The sequence below is a fragment of the Actinomadura geliboluensis genome (genome assembly GCF_043197915.1).
GTDB lineage: Bacteria > Actinomycetota > Actinomycetes > Streptosporangiales > Streptosporangiaceae > Spirillospora > Spirillospora geliboluensis.
In genome coordinates, this window is record NZ_JBICUA010000007.1 from 218,854 (window position 1) to 236,205 (window position 17,352).

At 72.7% G+C, this 17,352-nt stretch carries 13 protein-coding genes; 1 reads left to right on the forward strand and 12 read right to left on the reverse strand.

Going from position 1 to position 17,352, the window contains the following annotated elements; all coding sequences use genetic code 11:
• Positions 1-40: 40 nt before the first annotated feature.
• The 8 genes from ACGFI1_RS23620 to ACGFI1_RS23655 all read right to left on the reverse strand — a co-directional run bounded on the left by ACGFI1_RS23620 (position 41) and on the right by ACGFI1_RS23655 (position 6,898).
• Entirely contained in the window at positions 41-925 is an 885-nt protein-coding gene (locus ACGFI1_RS23620) for a fumarylacetoacetate hydrolase family protein (RefSeq protein ID WP_387073460.1), read from the reverse strand.
• Position 926: 1 nt separating this feature from the next.
• Positions 927-1,334: a RidA family protein gene (locus ACGFI1_RS23625; RefSeq protein WP_138635098.1), complete on the reverse strand. Its 408-nt coding sequence runs from the start codon at positions 1,332-1,334 to the stop codon at positions 927-929.
• Positions 1,335-1,402: 68 nt separating this feature from the next.
• Complete coding sequence (locus tag ACGFI1_RS23630) at positions 1,403-1,918, reverse strand: cupin domain-containing protein (protein ID WP_387073462.1); 516 nt, start codon at positions 1,916-1,918, stop codon at positions 1,403-1,405.
• Positions 1,911-2,264, reverse strand: coding sequence for a hypothetical protein (locus ACGFI1_RS23635; protein WP_138635101.1), 354 nt, complete (start codon positions 2,262-2,264; stop codon positions 1,911-1,913). The genes ACGFI1_RS23630 and ACGFI1_RS23635 overlap by 8 nt, the downstream gene beginning before the upstream one ends.
• A gap of 3 nt (positions 2,265-2,267) precedes the next feature.
• On the reverse strand, positions 2,268-3,884 hold the full coding sequence (locus tag ACGFI1_RS23640; RefSeq protein ID WP_392736151.1) for an FAD-dependent monooxygenase: 1,617 nt from the start codon (positions 3,882-3,884) through the stop codon (positions 2,268-2,270).
• 7 nt (positions 3,885-3,891) lie between these two features.
• Positions 3,892-4,620, reverse strand: coding sequence for an SDR family NAD(P)-dependent oxidoreductase (locus tag ACGFI1_RS23645; RefSeq protein WP_387073468.1), 729 nt, complete (start codon positions 4,618-4,620; stop codon positions 3,892-3,894).
• Positions 4,617-5,750, reverse strand: coding sequence for an Ldh family oxidoreductase (locus ACGFI1_RS23650; RefSeq protein WP_386873362.1), 1,134 nt, complete (start codon positions 5,748-5,750; stop codon positions 4,617-4,619). The genes ACGFI1_RS23645 and ACGFI1_RS23650 overlap by 4 nt, the downstream gene beginning before the upstream one ends.
• 791 nt (positions 5,751-6,541) lie before the next feature.
• On the reverse strand, positions 6,542-6,898 hold the full coding sequence (locus ACGFI1_RS23655; RefSeq protein WP_138635115.1) for a hypothetical protein: 357 nt from the start codon (positions 6,896-6,898) through the stop codon (positions 6,542-6,544).
• A 411-nt stretch (positions 6,899-7,309) separates the two neighbouring features.
• Between ACGFI1_RS23655 and ACGFI1_RS23660 the strand changes: the two genes are divergently transcribed.
• Positions 7,310-8,794 carry an FAD-dependent monooxygenase gene (locus tag ACGFI1_RS23660; protein WP_392787883.1) on the forward strand — a complete coding sequence of 495 codons (1,485 nt, stop codon included), beginning with the start codon at positions 7,310-7,312 and terminating at the stop codon, positions 8,792-8,794.
• 14 nt (positions 8,795-8,808) lie between these two features.
• Here ACGFI1_RS23660 and ACGFI1_RS23665 read toward each other — a convergent pair whose 3' ends face one another.
• The 4 genes from ACGFI1_RS23665 to ACGFI1_RS23680 form a co-directional block, all read right to left on the reverse strand.
• Positions 8,809-9,570, reverse strand: a complete 762-nt coding sequence (locus tag ACGFI1_RS23665) for a thioesterase II family protein (RefSeq protein ID WP_392787886.1) — start codon at positions 9,568-9,570, stop codon at positions 8,809-8,811.
• Complete coding sequence (locus ACGFI1_RS23670; protein ID WP_392787888.1) at positions 9,524-10,864, reverse strand: lysine N(6)-hydroxylase/L-ornithine N(5)-oxygenase family protein; 1,341 nt, start codon at positions 10,862-10,864, stop codon at positions 9,524-9,526. The genes ACGFI1_RS23665 and ACGFI1_RS23670 overlap by 47 nt, the downstream gene beginning before the upstream one ends.
• Before the next feature lie 43 nt (positions 10,865-10,907).
• Entirely contained in the window at positions 10,908-14,138 is a 3,231-nt protein-coding gene (locus tag ACGFI1_RS23675) for a non-ribosomal peptide synthetase (RefSeq protein WP_392787891.1), read from the reverse strand.
• Positions 14,139-14,222: 84 nt separating this feature from the next.
• Positions 14,223-17,351: a type I polyketide synthase gene (locus tag ACGFI1_RS23680; protein ID WP_392787894.1), complete on the reverse strand. Its 3,129-nt coding sequence runs from the start codon at positions 17,349-17,351 to the stop codon at positions 14,223-14,225.
• Position 17,352: the final 1 nt, after the last annotated feature.

A 17,352-nucleotide genomic window follows, 5' to 3' on the forward strand; every position in this document is an offset into this window, starting at 1 on the left:
TCCTTCGGAGTGGTCGTCGGACTGGGTGGTGCCGGGACGGTCAGGACGTGAGGGACGCGCGGGCCACGCGGTTGCGCAGCTCCCCGAGCCCCTCGACGCGGGTGACCAGCTCGTCGCCCTCGGCGAGGAAGATCTGCGGCTCGCGCGCGTTGCCGATGCCGCTGGGCGTGCCGGTCAGCACGACGTCCCCGGCGCGCAGCGTCATCCCCCAGCTGAGTTCGGCGATGATGCGGGCGAAGGAGAACGCGGTCTGCGCCGTGCTCGCCTGCTGCAGCCGCCTGCCGTTCAGGTCGAAGGTGATCGCCAGGTCATGCGGGTCCGGGACCTCGTCGGCGGTGGTGAGCCACGGCCCGAGCGGCATCGTGCGGTCGATGCTCTTGCCCTTCAGCCACTGGCCGCCGTGCGCCCGCTGCAGGTCGCGCTGCGAGACGTCGTTGGCGACGAGGTAGCCCGCCACGTGGTCGAGCGCCCGCTCCTCCGGGATCGACCTGCCGTCGCGGCCGATGACCAGCGCCACCTCCGCCTCGTAGTCCCACTTCTGGGACAGGTCCGGGTCCCACGCGATGGCGTCGCGCGGGCCGATCACCGTGTCGGGCCCCTTGGTGAAGAAGGTCGGGTGGGACGGGCGCTCCTTGGGGTCCTGCCCCTCCCGCTTCCCCTTGGACTCCTCGAAGTGGTCCCAGTAGTTCCACCCGGTGCAGAGCACGTCGCGGTTGAACCTGCGCAGCGGCGCGAGCAGGTCCAGGCCGTCCAGCGGCGTCCGCGGCGCGACCTGCGCCGCGGCGGAGACGGCCTCGCGGGCCTCGGCGCCGCCGCGCACGACGTCGTCGGGGGTGGGCGCCGTGGCGGGCAGCACCGCGGCGTGGTCGCCCTCCACGACGGCGGTGCGGATCCCGCCCTCGAAGCGGATCGCGGCCAGCCGCATGTCAGCCGTCCCCGTCGGCGACCACGGCGATCGCGTTGATCTCGATGAGGTAGTCCTTGTTGACGAACTTCGCCACCTCGACCAGCGTCGACGCGGGCGACACCCCGGTGAAGTACTGCCGGCGGACCTCGTGGATCGCGGCGAAGTCCTCCATGTTGCGGACGTAGACGTCGACCCGGGCGATGTCGTCGAGGGTGCCTCCGGCGGCCTCGACCGCGGCCTTGAGGTTCTGGCACACCTGGTGCGTCTGGGCGGAGACGTCGCCCACGCCGGTGACGCCGCCGTCCTTGTTGCGGGCGGTCATCCCGGAGATGAAGACCAGGCGGCCGCGGGCCTCGGCCATGGTCGCCTGCGCGAAGTGGCCGTTGGGCGGAGCCAGCTCGGCGGTCCTGATCTCTTGCTTGGGCATGGGCCCTCCTCTGATGTCGGGTGAGCGGCGGGCGGTGCCGCCGCCGGGGGTCGGATCAGCCTCGGACGTCAGCGGGCGTCGGCCGCGCTGTCGTACCAGTCGGGCTGGGTCGGGTAGTGGGGGCCGTCGTAGACCTCGAGCAGGACGGTGTCCTCTTCGGCGAGCGTGGGCCCGTGCAGGCTGCCCTTGGGGTTCCAGTAGAAGGACCCGGACGTGAGGGTCAGCCCGGTCGGCACGTAGGTGTAGCGGCCCTGCAGGCAGAACATGAACTGGTTCGAGGCGTGCGAGTGCCGGGACGGGATGCCCGCGCCCTTCTTGAAGCGGACCAGGGCGATCGACGCCCCCGTCTCGTCGTCGCGCCACAGCATCTTCTGCGACAGGCCGGCGAGGGTCTTGTCGATCCAGTCGAGGTCGCCGGTGTTGAGGAGGATCTCCCTGAACCGGCCCATGGCCTCGCCTCCGGGACCCGCCACGTCCTGCTCGCGCGAGCGGTCCGGAGCCTCACCGCTGTAGGCGGCGGGCTCGGAGAGGTTGTTCTCCCACTCCTCCTCGGGGACGCCCGGAGGGCACGGCTGCTTAGACAAGGTTCTCTCCCAGGCACTTGAGTTCGACGAGACGGCAGCGGTAGCGGCTCTCGCCCCGGTTGGTGAGCATGTGGATCTCGCCGGGCTCGCGGTAGACGACGCCGCCGACCGGCTCGTGCACCAGGCGCGGGTCGCCGCCCTTGATCGAGTCGATGCGGTTGTCGGCCGCCTCCAGCGCGATCACCACGTACGGGTTCTGGTGGTGGTGCCAGGGCTGCGCGTCGCCCGGCTCCAGCTCGATCTCCCAGACCCGGATCTGCTCGTTCTCGAACACGATCTCCTGGCCGACGGGGCCGAGCTCCACGGGGCGCCCGTCGGGTCCGGTCGCGGTCTTGCCATCGGTCATGCCCTACTCCTGTGCGGTGATCGGAGCGCGTCCGCAGATGCGCTGGTAGACGGCCGCCGCCGGGTCCTCGTCCGCGGCGGGGTCGAACGGAAGGATCGCGGCGACATGGGCGTCCGGCCGGATCAGCACGACGGTGTCGCCGTCCACGCCGAACCGGCGGCGCACCCGGTCGCCGGGGTCGAACAGGGCCAGGTCGCGCAGCCCCGAGTCGTGCGGCGCGTCCCAGCGGGACACCGCGAAGCGGCGCAGCGCCGGGCCCGTCTCGGTGGGGATCCGCGGCCGCCGCCTGGTGTCGGTGAAGTACAGCGCCACGAAGGACTCGGCGGCCAGGTCGTGCAGGTGGACGGGGCCCTCCGGGCCGAACAGCGGCAGGTCGGGCGCGCGGTCGCCGGTGCGCACCGGCGGCGGCGCCGAACCCGTCCGCACCATCGACCAGTCGCCGGTGTCGTCGACGTCGAGCCGGACGCCCAGCAGGCCGCGGGTGAACGCGTTGCCCCAGTTCCCGTCGGTCATCGCGTCGACGGCCCGGCCCTGCCGGCTCATGTAGGAGCGGGCGGCCTCGGCCATCTGGCCCGAGCCCTTGACCGCGACCGGCGCCTGCTCTACCTCGTACCCGCCGAGCAGCGAGTCGTCGGCCCAGCCGCGCAGCACCCAGGCGAGCCGCCACGGCAGGTTGGAGGCGTCCAGCACCCCGGTGTTCAGGCCGAGCGCCCACATCGGCGTGATCAGGTGCGCGGCGTCGCCCATCAGGAACACGCGACCGTCGCGCCACTGCTCCGCCACCCGGTGGTGGACCGTGTAGACGTTCGTGCCGAGCACCTCGATGCCCTCGACCTCGCCGATGAACCGCAGCGCCTTGTCGCGCAGCTCCTCATGCGTCGGCTCCCCCGCCCCCTTGGCCAGCGGGTAGAGGAAGCGCCAGCAGTGCGGCTGGCGGACGAGGATCATCCACTCCGACGGGTCGGAGAAGTAGGCGAGGTAGGGGTAGTCGCGCGGGTTGGCGACGTCCAGGTCCGCCTTGAGGTCGACGAGCATGTAGCGCTCGTCGAGCGTGCGCCCCTCCACCGTGATGCCGAGCTGCTCGCGCACCTGCGAGCGTCCGCCGTCGCAGGCCAGCAGGTAGCGGGCCTTGACGTGCCGCTCGCCCTCCGCGGTGTCGAACGTCAGCTCGACGTGGTCGTCGTGCTGCTTGAACGCGGTCAGCCGGTGCCCCATGTGCAGGGAGCCGTGCTCGCGTCCGGTGAAGCTGTCGCGCAGCACCGGTTCGAGGTGGTGCTGCGGGATGTTGATGACGAAGGGGAACCGGGTGTCCTCGGTGAGCTCGCCCGTGCGGACGCTCAGCGTCGGCTCGTTGGTGACCCGGTCGATCTCGCCGATCTCGTCGATCCGCAGCGAGGCGCGCAGCACCTCCGGCAGCGCGCCGTACCGGTGCAGGACCTCCAGGGTCCGGGTGAGGACGGTGCCCGCCTTGGTGTCCAGCGAGAGCCGGTCGTCCTCCTCGAACACGGCCACCGGAACGCCGTAGCGCGTCAGCCCGAGGGCGGTGATCAGGCCGATGGGCCCGGCGCCCACGACCGCGACGGGGAGGATCTCCCCCTCGGGCGTCGTCGTCTCGGTCATGGGGAGGTCACTCCTTCGGGTAGGCGCGGTCGCGGGTGAGCTGCGAGCCGGTCATGGTCGCCGCGTCGGACAGCAGGAAGAGCAGGGGGCCGACGACGTCCTCGGGGGTGCCGATCCCCGTGGTGCGCGCCCAGTGCTCCCGCTCGCCGCCCGCCGGGTTGGCGGCCTGGAACTGCGGGGTGTCGATGACGCCGGGCGCGAGGACGTTCACCCGGATCCGGTGCTCGGCCACCTCGGCGGCCAGCGACTTGGCGAAGGAGACCAGCGCGCCCTTGCTGGCGGCGTAGGCGGACGCCTCGGCCCGTCCCATGTGCGCCAGGCCGGAGCTGAAGACCACGATCGACCCGGACCGGCGCTCGGTCATCGAGGGCAGCACCGCCTGGCAGCACCAGACGACGCCGTCGAGGTTCACGCCGAGGACCCGGCGCCACTCGTCGGCCGCCATGCCGGCCACCGCGGCGCGGGGCTGGACGGCCGCGCCCGCCACGAGGCCGTCGACGCGGCCGTGCCGGGCGAGGGTCTGCTCGACGGCCGCGAAGACCGCGTCGCGGTCGGCCACGTCGACGGCGACCTGCTCGACCCCGGGCGCCGCGTCCAGGTCGGCCGCGTGCGCGATGTCGAAGACCACGGCGGTCCCGCCGGCGGCGCCGACGCCGCGCGCGAGGGCCGCGCCGATCCCGTTGGCGCCTCCGGTGACGATGACGACCTGCCCGGTCGCATCGAAGCTGGCCTTCATGCCGTGGTGCCTCCCGTCGCGCGGGCCGGCACGTCGCCGCCGGCTCCGGCCAGGGCCAGCGAGTCGGGCAGGACGGCGCCGACCTCGTCCGCGGTGCGGCGCAGCGCCTCCAGGACGCTGCCCTCGACCCGGACGCCGCCGGCGAGCGCGGCCCGGTGGTTCTCCGCCTCGATCTGGCCGGGCAGGTACAGCCGCTCCACGCCGGGCGCGGTGGGAGAGCCGGTGACCTCGGCGGCCAGCCGGCTCATCCGCTCCGCGAAGTCCGCCGGATCGCCGAACGCCGCCACGTCCACGGCCAGGAAGAAGTGGGCGCAGTTGTTGGGGACGGTGACGTCGCTGTAGAGCCCCTGCACGGCCTGGCCGAACCCTCCGCCGGACAGCACGCCGGTGAGGACGTCGACGACCAGCGCCAGCGCGAAGCCCTTGTGCCCGGCGGCGGGCAGCAGCATGCCGCCCAGGGCCGCGCGGGGGTCGGTGGTGGGCCGGCCGTCCGCGTCCGAGGCCCAGGTGGACGGGATCTCCCGGCCCTCCGCCGCCGCGATGCGGATCTTGCCGAGCGCCGCCTCGGACAGCGCCATGTCGAGCACGACGGGAGGCCCGTCGGGCATCGGCACGCCGACGGCGAGCGGGTTGTTGCCGACCACGGGAGCCGCCCCGCCGACGGCGGGCATCAGCGGCCGGGTGTTCGCCGCGGCCAGCCCGACGCAGCCTTCCCGCGCCGCCGCCTCGACGTAGCGGAACGCGCCCCCGAAGTGGAAGGCGTTGCGGACCGCCACCACCCCGACGCCGAAGCTCTTCGCCTTGGCGACGGCGATGCCCATCGCCTGGTCCCCCGTGAGCTGGCCGAGCGCGTGCCCCGCGTCCAGGACGGCCATCGCGCCGAGATCCACGACGACCTCGGCCCGCTCCCTGCGGCTGACGGAACCGGCCCGCACGCGGTCGACGTACATCGGGACGAGCATGCTCCCGTGCGAGGCCACGCCGCGCATGTCGGCGTCGACCAGGGCCTCGGCCACCGTCGACGACGCGGCCTCGCTGAACCCGACGGCGCGGAAGACCGCGCCGACCGTGCGCCGCAGCCCGTCGACGGGCACGCGCTCCCCGCGGCCCCGCTGGCTCGAATCACTCATGTATCACTCCACCCCTCACGGACCCGAAGCTTGCCGATATCTCATATCAAATGTCAACTATCAGAACGAAGGTCGTGTGAGCGGGGTGCAGGTCAGGGTGTCCTGGCCCCCGTCGCCCGGCGCCCGGCCTACGGGGTGGGGCTGCCCGGCGTCTTCAAGGCCGCGTTGGGACGCGCATGGTCACCGGAGACTCCGGCGAGGACTCAGCGGGCCCACGCGAGGTGGCCGCGCAGCAGGCGGGCCAGGTTCACCCCCGATGCCGCTCAGAGCGGCCGCACGGGAACCTGCGCATCCACGGAGAGGAACAGCCCTTCAACGCGCAAGCCGGGGCCATGTCGAAGACGGCGAGATCAGTGCCAGGGAATGAGGCGACGACACGCCAAAAGTCCCCCTCGAAGAACACTTCGATTGCGAGGGGGCGGGTGTGGCACTGAAGGCATGCAGCGGGGCTTGCTAGACGCGTAGTCAGCAGAACTCGATAATCAACACAGGAGAGTGACGCCACGGCGAGGCCGGTCCGGCACCGAGCGCCGCACAGTCACCAGTGAGTCCAGCAACCAAATTCGGAAAGCAACTCGCACATCCGACAACTTTGCCCATATTCAATGGGCATCAACTTCGCAGAAGACAAGCGATCCCCCACCGCATCGTCCATGTACAGAAAGCCGAAGTGCCCTTTCGCGCGAAGGGTCAGACGCCATGTCCGCCGGATTCGCGCGAAAGGGTGATCGACTCGCCGGGGGCTGGGAACTGGGGGGCGGGAAGCCCTGCGGATCGCCGGGCGAGCTCCGCTAGTTGTAGTGGGCGAACTCTGTGTAGTCGTTCCAGATCCAGCCCTTGACGCCGGTGCAGCAGTCCGAGTGCCACCACAGGTTGCCGGCGTCGTTCACGCATCGCTTGTCGACGCGGAAAAGCGTCTTGGATTTCCACTTGGCTATCACCGGGGACGACCCCGAATAGCTGGTGTGCACGGCCGCCGAGCCGACGATGACCCGCCGGATGTGCGGTGTCCAGTCCGAGCAGGAGGCCATGGGCCGGACATCCGTCTCGCTCGCCGACGCGCTCGGAATGGCGACCACGACAGGCGCCACAGCCGCCGTGATGACCGCGGCCGCCATGGACATGACTCGATTGCCCACCTTTTGCATTCGGGCTCCCTTCAGGGGATCGGGGGTAAGTTGATCATCACCCTGCCATGATCGTCTGTCAAGGCCCCGTTTTGAGGCCCGTTCCCAGGACCCATCCAACGGCCACCCCAAAGCGGGTTTAAACCTGCAGTGACGAAGTTTTCAAAACCATCAAGTGAGTGGCACCCCTGAGAATTTCTTCTAAGGCGCGACAGCCCCGGCGCGTGGGAATTTCAGCGAAAGCGTCAAAGCCCCAGGGAGCCGGAACGGACCGCGCCGGCCGTAGCCGTGCCCGGACGCGGGCAGGACCACCCGCGGTCTGAGGGCTTGTCTCGCCGGCGGGACAAGGGGTAGGCCGGTGGCGCCCTCCCGGTCGTGCGGCGCCTTGTCGGCGGATCTCTCTTCGGTGAGCGTGAAGGGACTGTGCGGCGAGTGACGGGAGACGACGTGGGACACGCCGGGATGGACGCGGACGTCGTGATCGCGGGTGCGGGGCCGACGGGCTTGATGCTCGCCTGCGAGCTGCGGCTGGCGGGCGCCGACGTGGTGCTGCTCGAACGGCTCGCGGAGCGGACGGGCGAGTCCCGGGCCGGCGGGATGCACTCGCGGACCCTGGAGGTGCTGGACCAGCGCGGGGTCCTGGACTCCTTCCTCGCCCTCGGGGAGATCCAGGGGGTGGGGCACTTCTCCGGGCTCTGGCTCAACTTCGACGAGTTCGAGTCCAGGCATCCGCTGCCGCTGATGATCCTGCAGTCCACCATCGAGATGCTGCTGGAGGACTGGGCCGCGAGGCTCGGTGTCCGGGTGCGGTGGTCGTCCGAGGTGACGGGGGTCGAGCAGGACGCGGAGGGCGTGACGGTCCAGGCCGGGGACGAGACGGTCCGCGGCCGCTACCTCGTCGGCTGCGACGGGGGGCGCAGCGCGGTGCGGAAGCTGGCGGGCTTCGGGTTCCCGGGGACGCCGGCGACGATGAACGCGCTGATCGGGGACGTCGAGCTCCCCGAGCTGACCGAGGACTACATCTGGGGGCGGCGCACGCCGGACGGCGGCTACTCGGTGATCGCCTTCGAGCCCGGGTGGTACCGGCTGATCACGTCCGACTACGCGCGGGTCGCCGATCGCGGGCCGGTGACGTTCGACCAGCTCCGCGAGTCGCTGCTCAGGGTCGCGGGCACGGACTACGGCATGCGCAACCCGCGCTGGATCTCACGGTTCACCGACGCCGCGCGGCAGGCCGACCGGTACCGGCGGGGCCGGGTGCTGCTGGCGGGCGACGCCGCGCACATCCACTTCCCGCTCGGCGGGCAGGGGCTGAACCTCGGCATGCAGGACGCGGTCAACCTGGGCTGGAAGCTCGGCGCCGTGGCGCGGGGACGGGCGCCGGAGAGCCTGCTGGACACCTACCACACCGAGCGCCATCCCGTCGGGGAGGCCGTCCTGCACAACACGCGGGCGCAGTCGGCGCTGGCCCTTCCCGGTCCGCAGACCGACGCGCTGCGCGACGTCTTCGCGTCCCTGATCATGTTCGACGACGTCAACCGGTACCTGTGCGGCATGCTCACCGGGCTGGACATCCGGTACCCGGTCGAGTGCGACCATCCGCTCGCGGGCCGCCGGGTCCCGGACGCCGACCTGAAGACGGCCGACGGCCCGGTCCGGGTGTACGAGCTGCTGCACGACGCCCGTCCGGTGCTGCTCGATCTGCGCGGGAACACCGCCGTGGCGGAGGACTGGGCCGATCGCGTCGACGTCGTGGAGGCGCGGAGCGAGGACGACCACTGGCCCGTGCCGGGCGCCGGTGAGGTCGCCGCTCCGTCCGCGGTCCTCATCCGTCCGGACGGTCATGTCGCCTGGGCAGCCGAGGGGACGCCGGACACCGCGTCCCTCCAGACCGCGCTGGCCACCTGGTTCGGGTGACTCGGCGGCGGCCGTCACGACCTCCCGGCGGCCGCCGTATCGATCACCGAGGTCAGGTCGGCCAGCAGGGCGGACTCCTCGGTCTTCAGGTAGAAGTGGCCGCCGGGCAGCACCCGCAGCCGGAACGCGCCGTGCGTCACGTCCGCCCAGGCGCGCATCTGCTCCGGGGCCACTTCGGGATCGTCGGCACCGGTGTAGGCGTACACCGGGCAGTCGAGCGGGGGCCGGTGGCCGCCGGGGTACGCGTCGACCAGCCGGTAGTCCGCGCGGATGGCGGGGAGCAGCATCTCCCGGAGGTCGGGGTCGGCGAAGACCTCGGCGCTGCTCGCGTCGAAGCGCCCGAGGTCCCTGATGATCTTCTCGTCCGTGCCGGAGAACGTCCGCCGGCCGTCCAGGGCGTGGGGCGGGCGCCTGCCGGACACGCACAGGGCCGCGGGCGGGCGCCCGCGCTTGTGCAGGCGCAGCGCCACCTCGTGCGCGACCGAGGCGCCCATGCTGTGGCCGAAGAGCACCAGCCGGTGCCCGGAGAGCCCGCCGAGGGCGTCGGCGACGTCGTCCGCGAGGGTCTCCAGCGCGGTCGCGAACGGCTCGCGGCAGCGGTCCTCGCGGCCCGGGTACACGACGGCGAGGACGCCGACGTCCGAGGGCAGCCCCCGGGGCCAGGTGCGGTACGCGCTCGCCCAGCCGCCGGCGTGCGGGAGGCAGACGAGCTTCGTCGCGCAGCCGTCGTCATCGCGGAAGGGGCGTACCCACCGCTCTTCTGCCGGACTCCTCATCCTGGAACTCCCCTTCCTCCCGCCGGGCGGCGATCGAGTCGGCGATCTCCCCGCTCCGTACGGCGATGTTCGACAGCAGCGACGAGCTCAGGCCGTGGCTGTGCTCGGTGCCGCCCTGGAGGTAGATGCCGCAGCGCATCCCGGGGTCGGTCGCGATGCGGTAGTCGCGCTCGACCCGGTAGCGGCCGGACTCGTCGCGCAGGCAGTGGCGGTCGAGGTCGCCGAGGAGGTGCGCAGGCTCCATCGCGTCGTAGCCGGTCGCGCAGACGAGCGCGTCGAAGTCGATCTCGCGCACCTCGCCGTCGGAGCCCGTCTGCAGCGAGACGCGGGTCTCGGCGCCGGACCGCTTCACGCCGGTGACCCTGGTGAGGTTGCGGAACTCCAGGCGCCGGGCCCCGCGGACCTCGTCCTCGTACGCCCTGCGGTACAGGTCCCTGATGACGTCGCCGTCGACGACCGAGTAGTTGGTGTTGCGGTGGTAGCGCCAGAACGCTTCGCGCGTCTGCTCGGTGGCGTAGTAGTAGTCGTCGACGGCGCCGGGGTCGAAGACCTGGTTGGCGAACGGGGTGTCGTCCGCGACCGAGTAGCCGTAGGACGGGATGACGGCCCAGACCTGGGCGTGCGGGAGCTCGTCGTACAGGAACCTGGCGATCTCGGCGGCGCTCTGGCCCGCGCCGACCACCGCCACCCGGCGCAGTTGCGCGGGGTCCGCCCGGCGGTACTTCTCCAGGAACTCCGAGCTGTGCCACACCCGCTCGTCGCGGACGGCACCGTCCGGCATGCTCGGGACCAGGCCGGTGGAGATCACGACGTTCCGCGCCTCGACGACGCGGCCGTCCGCGACTTCGAGGCGCAGCCGGTCCGAGGTCTCCGGGACGGCGCCCGGCGGCAGCCCGACCGACGTCACCTCCGCGCCGTAGGCGATGCGGTCGGCGACCCGCGCCTGCGCCCATTCCAGGTACCGGTGGAACTCCTCGCGCGTCGGGAAGAAGTCCTGGTTGTTGACGAACCGCGGGAGCCGCCCCGAGGCGTGCAGGTACGCGATGAAGCTGAAGCTCGACGTCGGGTTGCGGAAGGTGACCAGGTCCTTGAGGAAGGAGATCTGCATGGTCGCCGAGGGCAGCAGCATGCTGCGGTGCCAGCCGAAGGACGGCTGCCGTTCGAGGAAGAGGGCCCTCATCCCGTCCCGCGCGCCGTCCGCCCGGTACTCCTCCATGGCGATGGCGAGCGACAGGTTGGACGGACCGAATCCGATGCCGACCACGTCGTAGAGCTCGTTGTCACGACCGTTCATGGTGAATTCTCCCGCTGCCATGGATCCGCGTTCCTTCCGGCGCTCAGAGGAGTTCGCCGTCCTTCGTCCTCCTGCGCAGGGCCGGCCTGCTGGACCGGGCGAGGTCCTGCCACATGCCGGACAGCCCGGTCACGGTGCGCGCCACGAACAGCGTGCGGATGGACACCTCCTGGTTCAGCTCGTCCCGGATCAGGGCGGCGAGCCTGATCGCGCGCAGCGAGTTGCCGCCGAGGTCGAAGAAGTCGTCGTCGACGCCGACCCGCTCCAGCCCGAGCGCCTCGGCGAAGGCCCTGGCCAGGGCCTCCTCGACGGCGTTGCGCGGTGCGCGGTACTTCCCCTCGCCGGACGCGGGCTCGGGAAGCGACGCCCTGTCCACCCAGCCGCCCGCCGTCGCCGGGAGGCGGTCCACGACCAGGAACGCCGACGGCATGAGGGGCTCCGGCAGCCGTCCCGCGGCGAACCTGCGCAGCTCCTCCTCGGAGAGGCCGGCCTGCGGGGCCAGCGGGACCGCGTACGCCACGAGCCGCCGCTGCCCCGAGCCGTCCTCGCGGACGGCCACCGCCGCCCTCGCCAGGCCGGGGTAGTCGGCCAGGACCGCCTCCACCTCGGCCGGTTCGACGGGGACGCCGCGGATCCGCGCGCGGGCGCCGGCCCGGCCCAGGTGTTCGAGGCGGCCGTCGGCGCCCCACCGCGCCCGGTCCCCGGTCCGGTGCATGACGGCGCCGGGCGGGCCGAACGGGCAGGGCACGAAGCGCTCGGCGGTCGTCCCCGGCCGGCCGTGGAGGCCGCGCGCCACACCGGGCCCGGCCGCGTACAGTTCTCCGGCCACGCCGGCGGGGACGGGCGCAAGGCCCGGCCCCAGGACGTAGAGGGAGGTGTTGTCCATGGGGCGGCCGATCAGCGTCATGCCGAGCGACGGCTCTCCGGCCGGGAGGCGGTGGCACGCGACGAAGCCGCCCGTCTCCCCCGGTCCGTGTCCGTGGACGATCGCCAGCTCTGGGCACGCGTCCCGCACCCGCCGCATCGCGGCGGCGGACACGCGGTCGCCGCACGTCCACGCTTCGCGCATCCCGGCGAGGGCGTCGGGGCGCTCCGCGGCGATCGACGCGAGCAGGTCCGCGGGCGACCACATCACCGAGATCTCGTGCGCGGCCCGCACGGCGGCGAGCGCGTCGAGGTCCAGCTCTCCCGGCGGGGCCACGATCACCCGCCCGCCGTTGAGGAGCGGCGCCCAGACTTCGAGGGCGAACGCGTCGAAGGCGTGCGGCGCGTGCCACAGCACAGTGCGGGCGTCGCCGTCCCGCCACCGGCGGTCCATCGCGAACCGCTCCAGGTTCCGGTGCGTCAGGGCGACCTCCGCCGCGCCGGTCGAACCGTGCGTGACGGCCAGCAGGTTGTCCGGGCGGACGGCCTGCCCGCCGCCGGCGGTGTCCGAGTCGAGGTCGCCGAAGAGGATCGTCGGGACGTCCAGGTCGGCGGGCGGCGCCTCGCTCGTGAGGAGCACCTGCGCCGATCCGCCGAGAACCGACGTGATGTGCTCCGCCGGGGACGCGGGGTCGACGGGCAGGTAGGCCCCGCCCGCCTTCGCCACGCCCAGCAGGGCGATGACCAGGTCCGCCGAGCGGGGCATCGCCACCGCCACGACCGTCTCGGGCCCGACGCCCCGGTGGCGCAGCGCCCCGGCCAGGCGGCTCGACCGCTCGTCCAGCTCGCGGTACGAGAGCGCGCCGTCCCCGGACACCACCGCAGCGGCGTCGGGGGTCCGCGCCGCCTGGCGGGCGAACAGCTCCGGGACGGTCAGGCCGGGCAGCGGGACGTCCGTGTCGTTCGGCGCCGCCGGCACCCTGTCCCGGTCGGCGCCGCTCACCACGTCCAGCGCGCCGACGGGCAGCTTCGGGTCGGCGGCCGCGGCCCGGACGTACGCGACGAGGTCGGCGCCGATGAGGCGGAGCTCGGCCGCGGTGTACAGGCCGGCGGGGGCGTCGAGCCGGAAGTACAGGTCGCTTCCGTCGGTCCCGTCGGTGCAGACGCTGATCGACAGCTCGTCGAAGACCCCGTTCGTGCCGCCGGTGTAGCGCGCCGGGCTGCCGCCGAAACGGAGCTCGCCCGTGAAGTCGACGACGTTCATGACGGCGCCGAAGCCGCCGCGGCCGCTGAGGACGGTCCCGCTCGCGCGCTGGATGTCGGAGTAGTGGCAGGCGGCCCGGCCGAAGACCTCGTACGTCTCGTCGAGCACCGCCTCGGCGATCTCGGCGAAGGTCGCGGTGAGCGGGACCCGCACGCGGATCGGCACCACGTTCACGGCCAGCCCGGGCGTCCTGCCCGCGGCCCCGGTCCGGTTGCCCATCGCCACCGAGAGGAGGAACTCCGGGTGGTCGCAGCGGTGCCGGAGGAACACCGCCGCGCCGGCGGTCAGCAACGACGACGTCCAGACGCCCATGGACTCGGCGGCCTCCCCCCACGCGTCCGCCTCGGCGCGGGGGACGGCCACCGTCCGGCTCACCATGCCGAGGGCGCCGGCCAGCTCCGACCAGCGGTCGGCGGGGCTCACCGGTCCGGGTTCCGCGGACGGGTCCGGCACGGCGACGCGCGGCACCTGTGCGGGCGGGGGCGCGTCCTTCAGGTAGTCGCGCCAGAACTCCATGTCGTCGGTGAACCGCTGGGAGGCGAGGTACTCCGACGCCTCGGCCGCGTACGACTCGGCGTCCCAGGGGTGGGGCGGTTCGCTCACCTCCGCGCCGCGCGCCAGCGCCGTGTACACCTCGGCGAGGCGCCGCGACAGCAGGCCGCCCACGCCGTAGCCGTCCGAGATGAGGTGGTGGTAGGCGAGGACCACCAGGAAGCGGGCCTCCGCGAGCCTGACCACGCCCAGCCGGAACAGCAGGTCCCGCTCCAGGTCGAACGGCTGCGCCAGCATGCCGGACAGCGCCTCGCGCGCCGCCCGGTCGGGATCGTCCTCGCCGCCGACGTCCAGAAAGAACGGCCGCCACTCCCCCAGGCCCCGCGGCACGATGCGCAGGTCGCCGTCGCCGTTGTCGACGAAGTTGACTCGCAGCACTTCCGCTTCGTCCATCACGCGCAGGAATGCGGATTCCATGACGGCGACGTCCAGTTCGCCGTCCACCTCCCACATGGACAGGGCGTGGTTGAGCGTGTCGGGCATCATTTTCTGCGCCAGCCACAATCCTTTATGCGCAGCCGATGCATCGAACGAACGCATGGACATCAACTCCCCAACAATGGGACCGCGAACCGGAGCGACCCACCAATTCATGTCCACTTTCACGGACGTGGATCGGCCGGTCAACACGATGCCGGCGCCGGGCGTGCGGTGTCCCGCCGGCGGGACACCGCGGGGTCAGGCGGGACGGCGGTCGAGCATCACGGCCGCGATGTGCCCGGCGATCAGCCGCGGTGACGGGTGCCGCAGCACCAGCGTCGGCTTCAGCCTGACCCCCGTCGAGGCGGCCAGGCGCCTGCTCAGGTCCATCGCCAGCAGCGAGTCGAAGCCGAGGTCGTTGAACTCCCGGTCGGGGTCGACGCTCTCGCCGGGGGCGTGCCCGAGGACGGTGGCGATCTTCTCCAGGACGTGGTCCAGGACGAGCGCCTCCGCGTCGCCCTCGGGGAGGGCCGCGACCCTCTCAGGCAGCGGGGTGACCTGCTCGTTCTCTTCGGCCGGGGCGTCCGCGGGGATCTCCATCGCCACCGCCGTGTGCGAGGAGTTCAGCCAGTAGCGCCGCCTCTGGAACGCGTAGGTCGGGAGGTCCGTCCGCCTGCGCGTCCCGAACAGGGCGGCCCAGTCCACGGTTCCGCCCCGCACGTACAGCTGGGCCAGCGAGTCGGCCATGGCCTCGACCTCCCCGCGGTCGCGGCGGGACGACGACAGGACGACCGCGCCGTCCACCTCGTCGACCATTTCCTGCACCGGAACGGTCAGGACGGGGTGCGGGCTCATCTCGATGAAGACGCGGTAACCGTCGTCGGCCAGCCTGCGGACGGACGATTCGAAGAGCACCTTTTCACGGAGGTTGGTGTACCAGTAGTCGCCGTCCAGCTCGGCGGTGTCGATGACCTCACCGTACCGGGTCGAATAGAAAGGCAGTTCCGACGTTCGAGGCCGCACATCAGCAAGCGGCCCGATCACCTGTTCGCGAACCCGGGCCACCTCGGGGGAATGGGAGGCGTAATCGACCGATATCCGCCTGGCCCGGACGCCTTCGGCGTTCATCTTCTCAAGGAATTCGTCGAGGGCGTCCAGCGCTCCGGACACCACCACCGAGCGGGGCCCGTTGACGGCGGCGATGCCCAGCCGGCCGCTCCACGGGGCGAGCTGCTCCGCCACGGCGTCCGCGGACTCCACGACCGACGCCATCCCGCCGTGGCCCGCGAGGTCCACCAGCGCCCTGCTGCGGAGCGCGACCACCTTGGCGGCGTCGCGCAGCGACAGCGCGCCGCAGACGTGGGCGGCGGCGATCTCGCCTTGGCTGTGCCCCACCACCGCGGCCGGTTCCACACCCCATGACCGCCACAGAGCGGCCATGGACACCATCACCGAGAACAGCGCGGGCTGGACCACGTCCACCCGTTCCAGGGGCGGCGCCCCGGCCTCGCCCCGGATCACGTCGAGCAGCGACCAGCCGGCCCATTCGTCGAGCGCGGCCGCGCACTCGTCGAGGGCGTGCGCGAAGACGGGGTAGGCGTCGTACAGCCGCCGGCCCATGCCGGCCCACTGCGAGCCCTGGCCCGGGAACATGAAGACGACTCCCCCGAGTTCCCCGGCGACACCGCGCACCACCCCGGCGGGCTCCGCGCCCTCGCTCAGCGAGGCGAGGCCGCTCAGCAGCTCGTCGCGATCGCGGCCCAGCACGACCGCGCGGTGGGCGAACGCCGACCGGCTCGACACCAGCGACCAGCCGATGTCCGCGGCGTCCGCCTGCGCACCGGCTGGAGAGGTGACGAAATCGCGGAGCGCGGCCGCCTGCCGTGCCAGCGCCGCCAGGTTCTTTCCCGACACCGCCCACGGCACCAGCCCGCCGGCGAGGGCAGGGCCCGGGATGGGCTCGGCCGCCGCGCCCGTCCGCGGCGCCTCTTCCAGGATCACGTGCGCGTTGGTGCCGCTGAACCCGAACGACGACACCCCGGCTCTACGCGGACCGTCGCCCCGCTCCCATTCGCGCCCGTCCACCAGCAGTTCCACCGCGCCGCAGGACCAGTCCACGTGCCGCGAGGGCGCGTCCAGGTGCAGGGTCTTCGGTAGGTAGCCGTGGCGCAGAGCCATCACGGCCTTGATGACACCGGCGACCCCGGCGGCGGCCTGGGCGTGGCCAAGGTTCGACTTCAGGGACCCCAGCCAGAGCGGCCTGTCCTCGGCCCGCCCCTGGCCGTACGTCATCAGCAGAGCGTGGGCCTCGATGGGGTCGCCCAGCACGGTCCCGGTGCCGTGGGCCTCGACCAGGTCCACCTCGGACGCCGCGATCCCCGCGTCCGCCAGCGCCTTGCGGATCACTTCCTCCTGGGCACGGCCGCTGGGCGCGGTCAGCCCGTTGCTGGCCCCGTCCTGGTTCACCGCCGAACCGCGCAGGACGGCCAGCACGGGGTGGCCGTTGCGGTGGGCGTCCGACAGCCGCTCCAGCAGCAGCACGCCGACGCCCTCGGACCAGCCGGTCCCGTCGGCGGCGTCCGCGAACGCCTTGCACCGGCCGTCGGGCGCCAGGCCGCGCTGCCGGGAGAACTCCACGAACACGGCGGGGGTGGTCATCACCGCCGCCCCGCCCGCCAGCGCGAGCGAGCACTCCCCGGACCGCAGCGACCGCACCGCCAGATGCAGGGCCACCAGCGACGACGAGCACGCCGTGTCCACGGTCATCGCCGGGCCGGTCAGCCCGAGCTGGTACGCGACCCGGCCGGACGCGACGCTCAGCGCGCTCCCGAGCGACAGGTGGCCCTCCAGTTCGTGCTGGTCCACCTCCAGGAAGCGCAGCCCGTACTCGGGGGAGCTCACCCCGGAGAAGACGCCGGCGTCGGTGCCGCGCACGTCGGCGGGGACGATGCCCGCCCGTTCGAACACCTCCCACGACGCCTCCAGCAGCAGGCGCTGCTGCGGGTCCATCGCCAGCGCCTCCCGCGGGCTGATGCCGAAGAATTCGGCGTCGAAGTCCGCCACGCCGTCGAGGAAGCCCCCGTGCCGGGTGCTGGAGGTGCCGAGCGTGCCGGGGTCCTCGTCGAACACGTCCCGCCAGCCCCGGTCCCGGGGGAACTCCTCCACCAGGTCCCGGCCGCCGCGGACCGCCTCCCACAGCCCCTCCGGCGTCGACACGCCGCCGGGGAAGCGGCACGCCATCGCCACCACGGCGATCGGCTCGCCGCGCCCGGCCTTCAGGTCGTCGTTCTCCCGCCGGAGGCGGTCCCGCTCCTCCAGCAGGGCGCGGAGCGCCCGCTCGACCCGGTCCGCGCCGTCCGCCGGCGCCCGGTCCGCGGCATCGTCCATG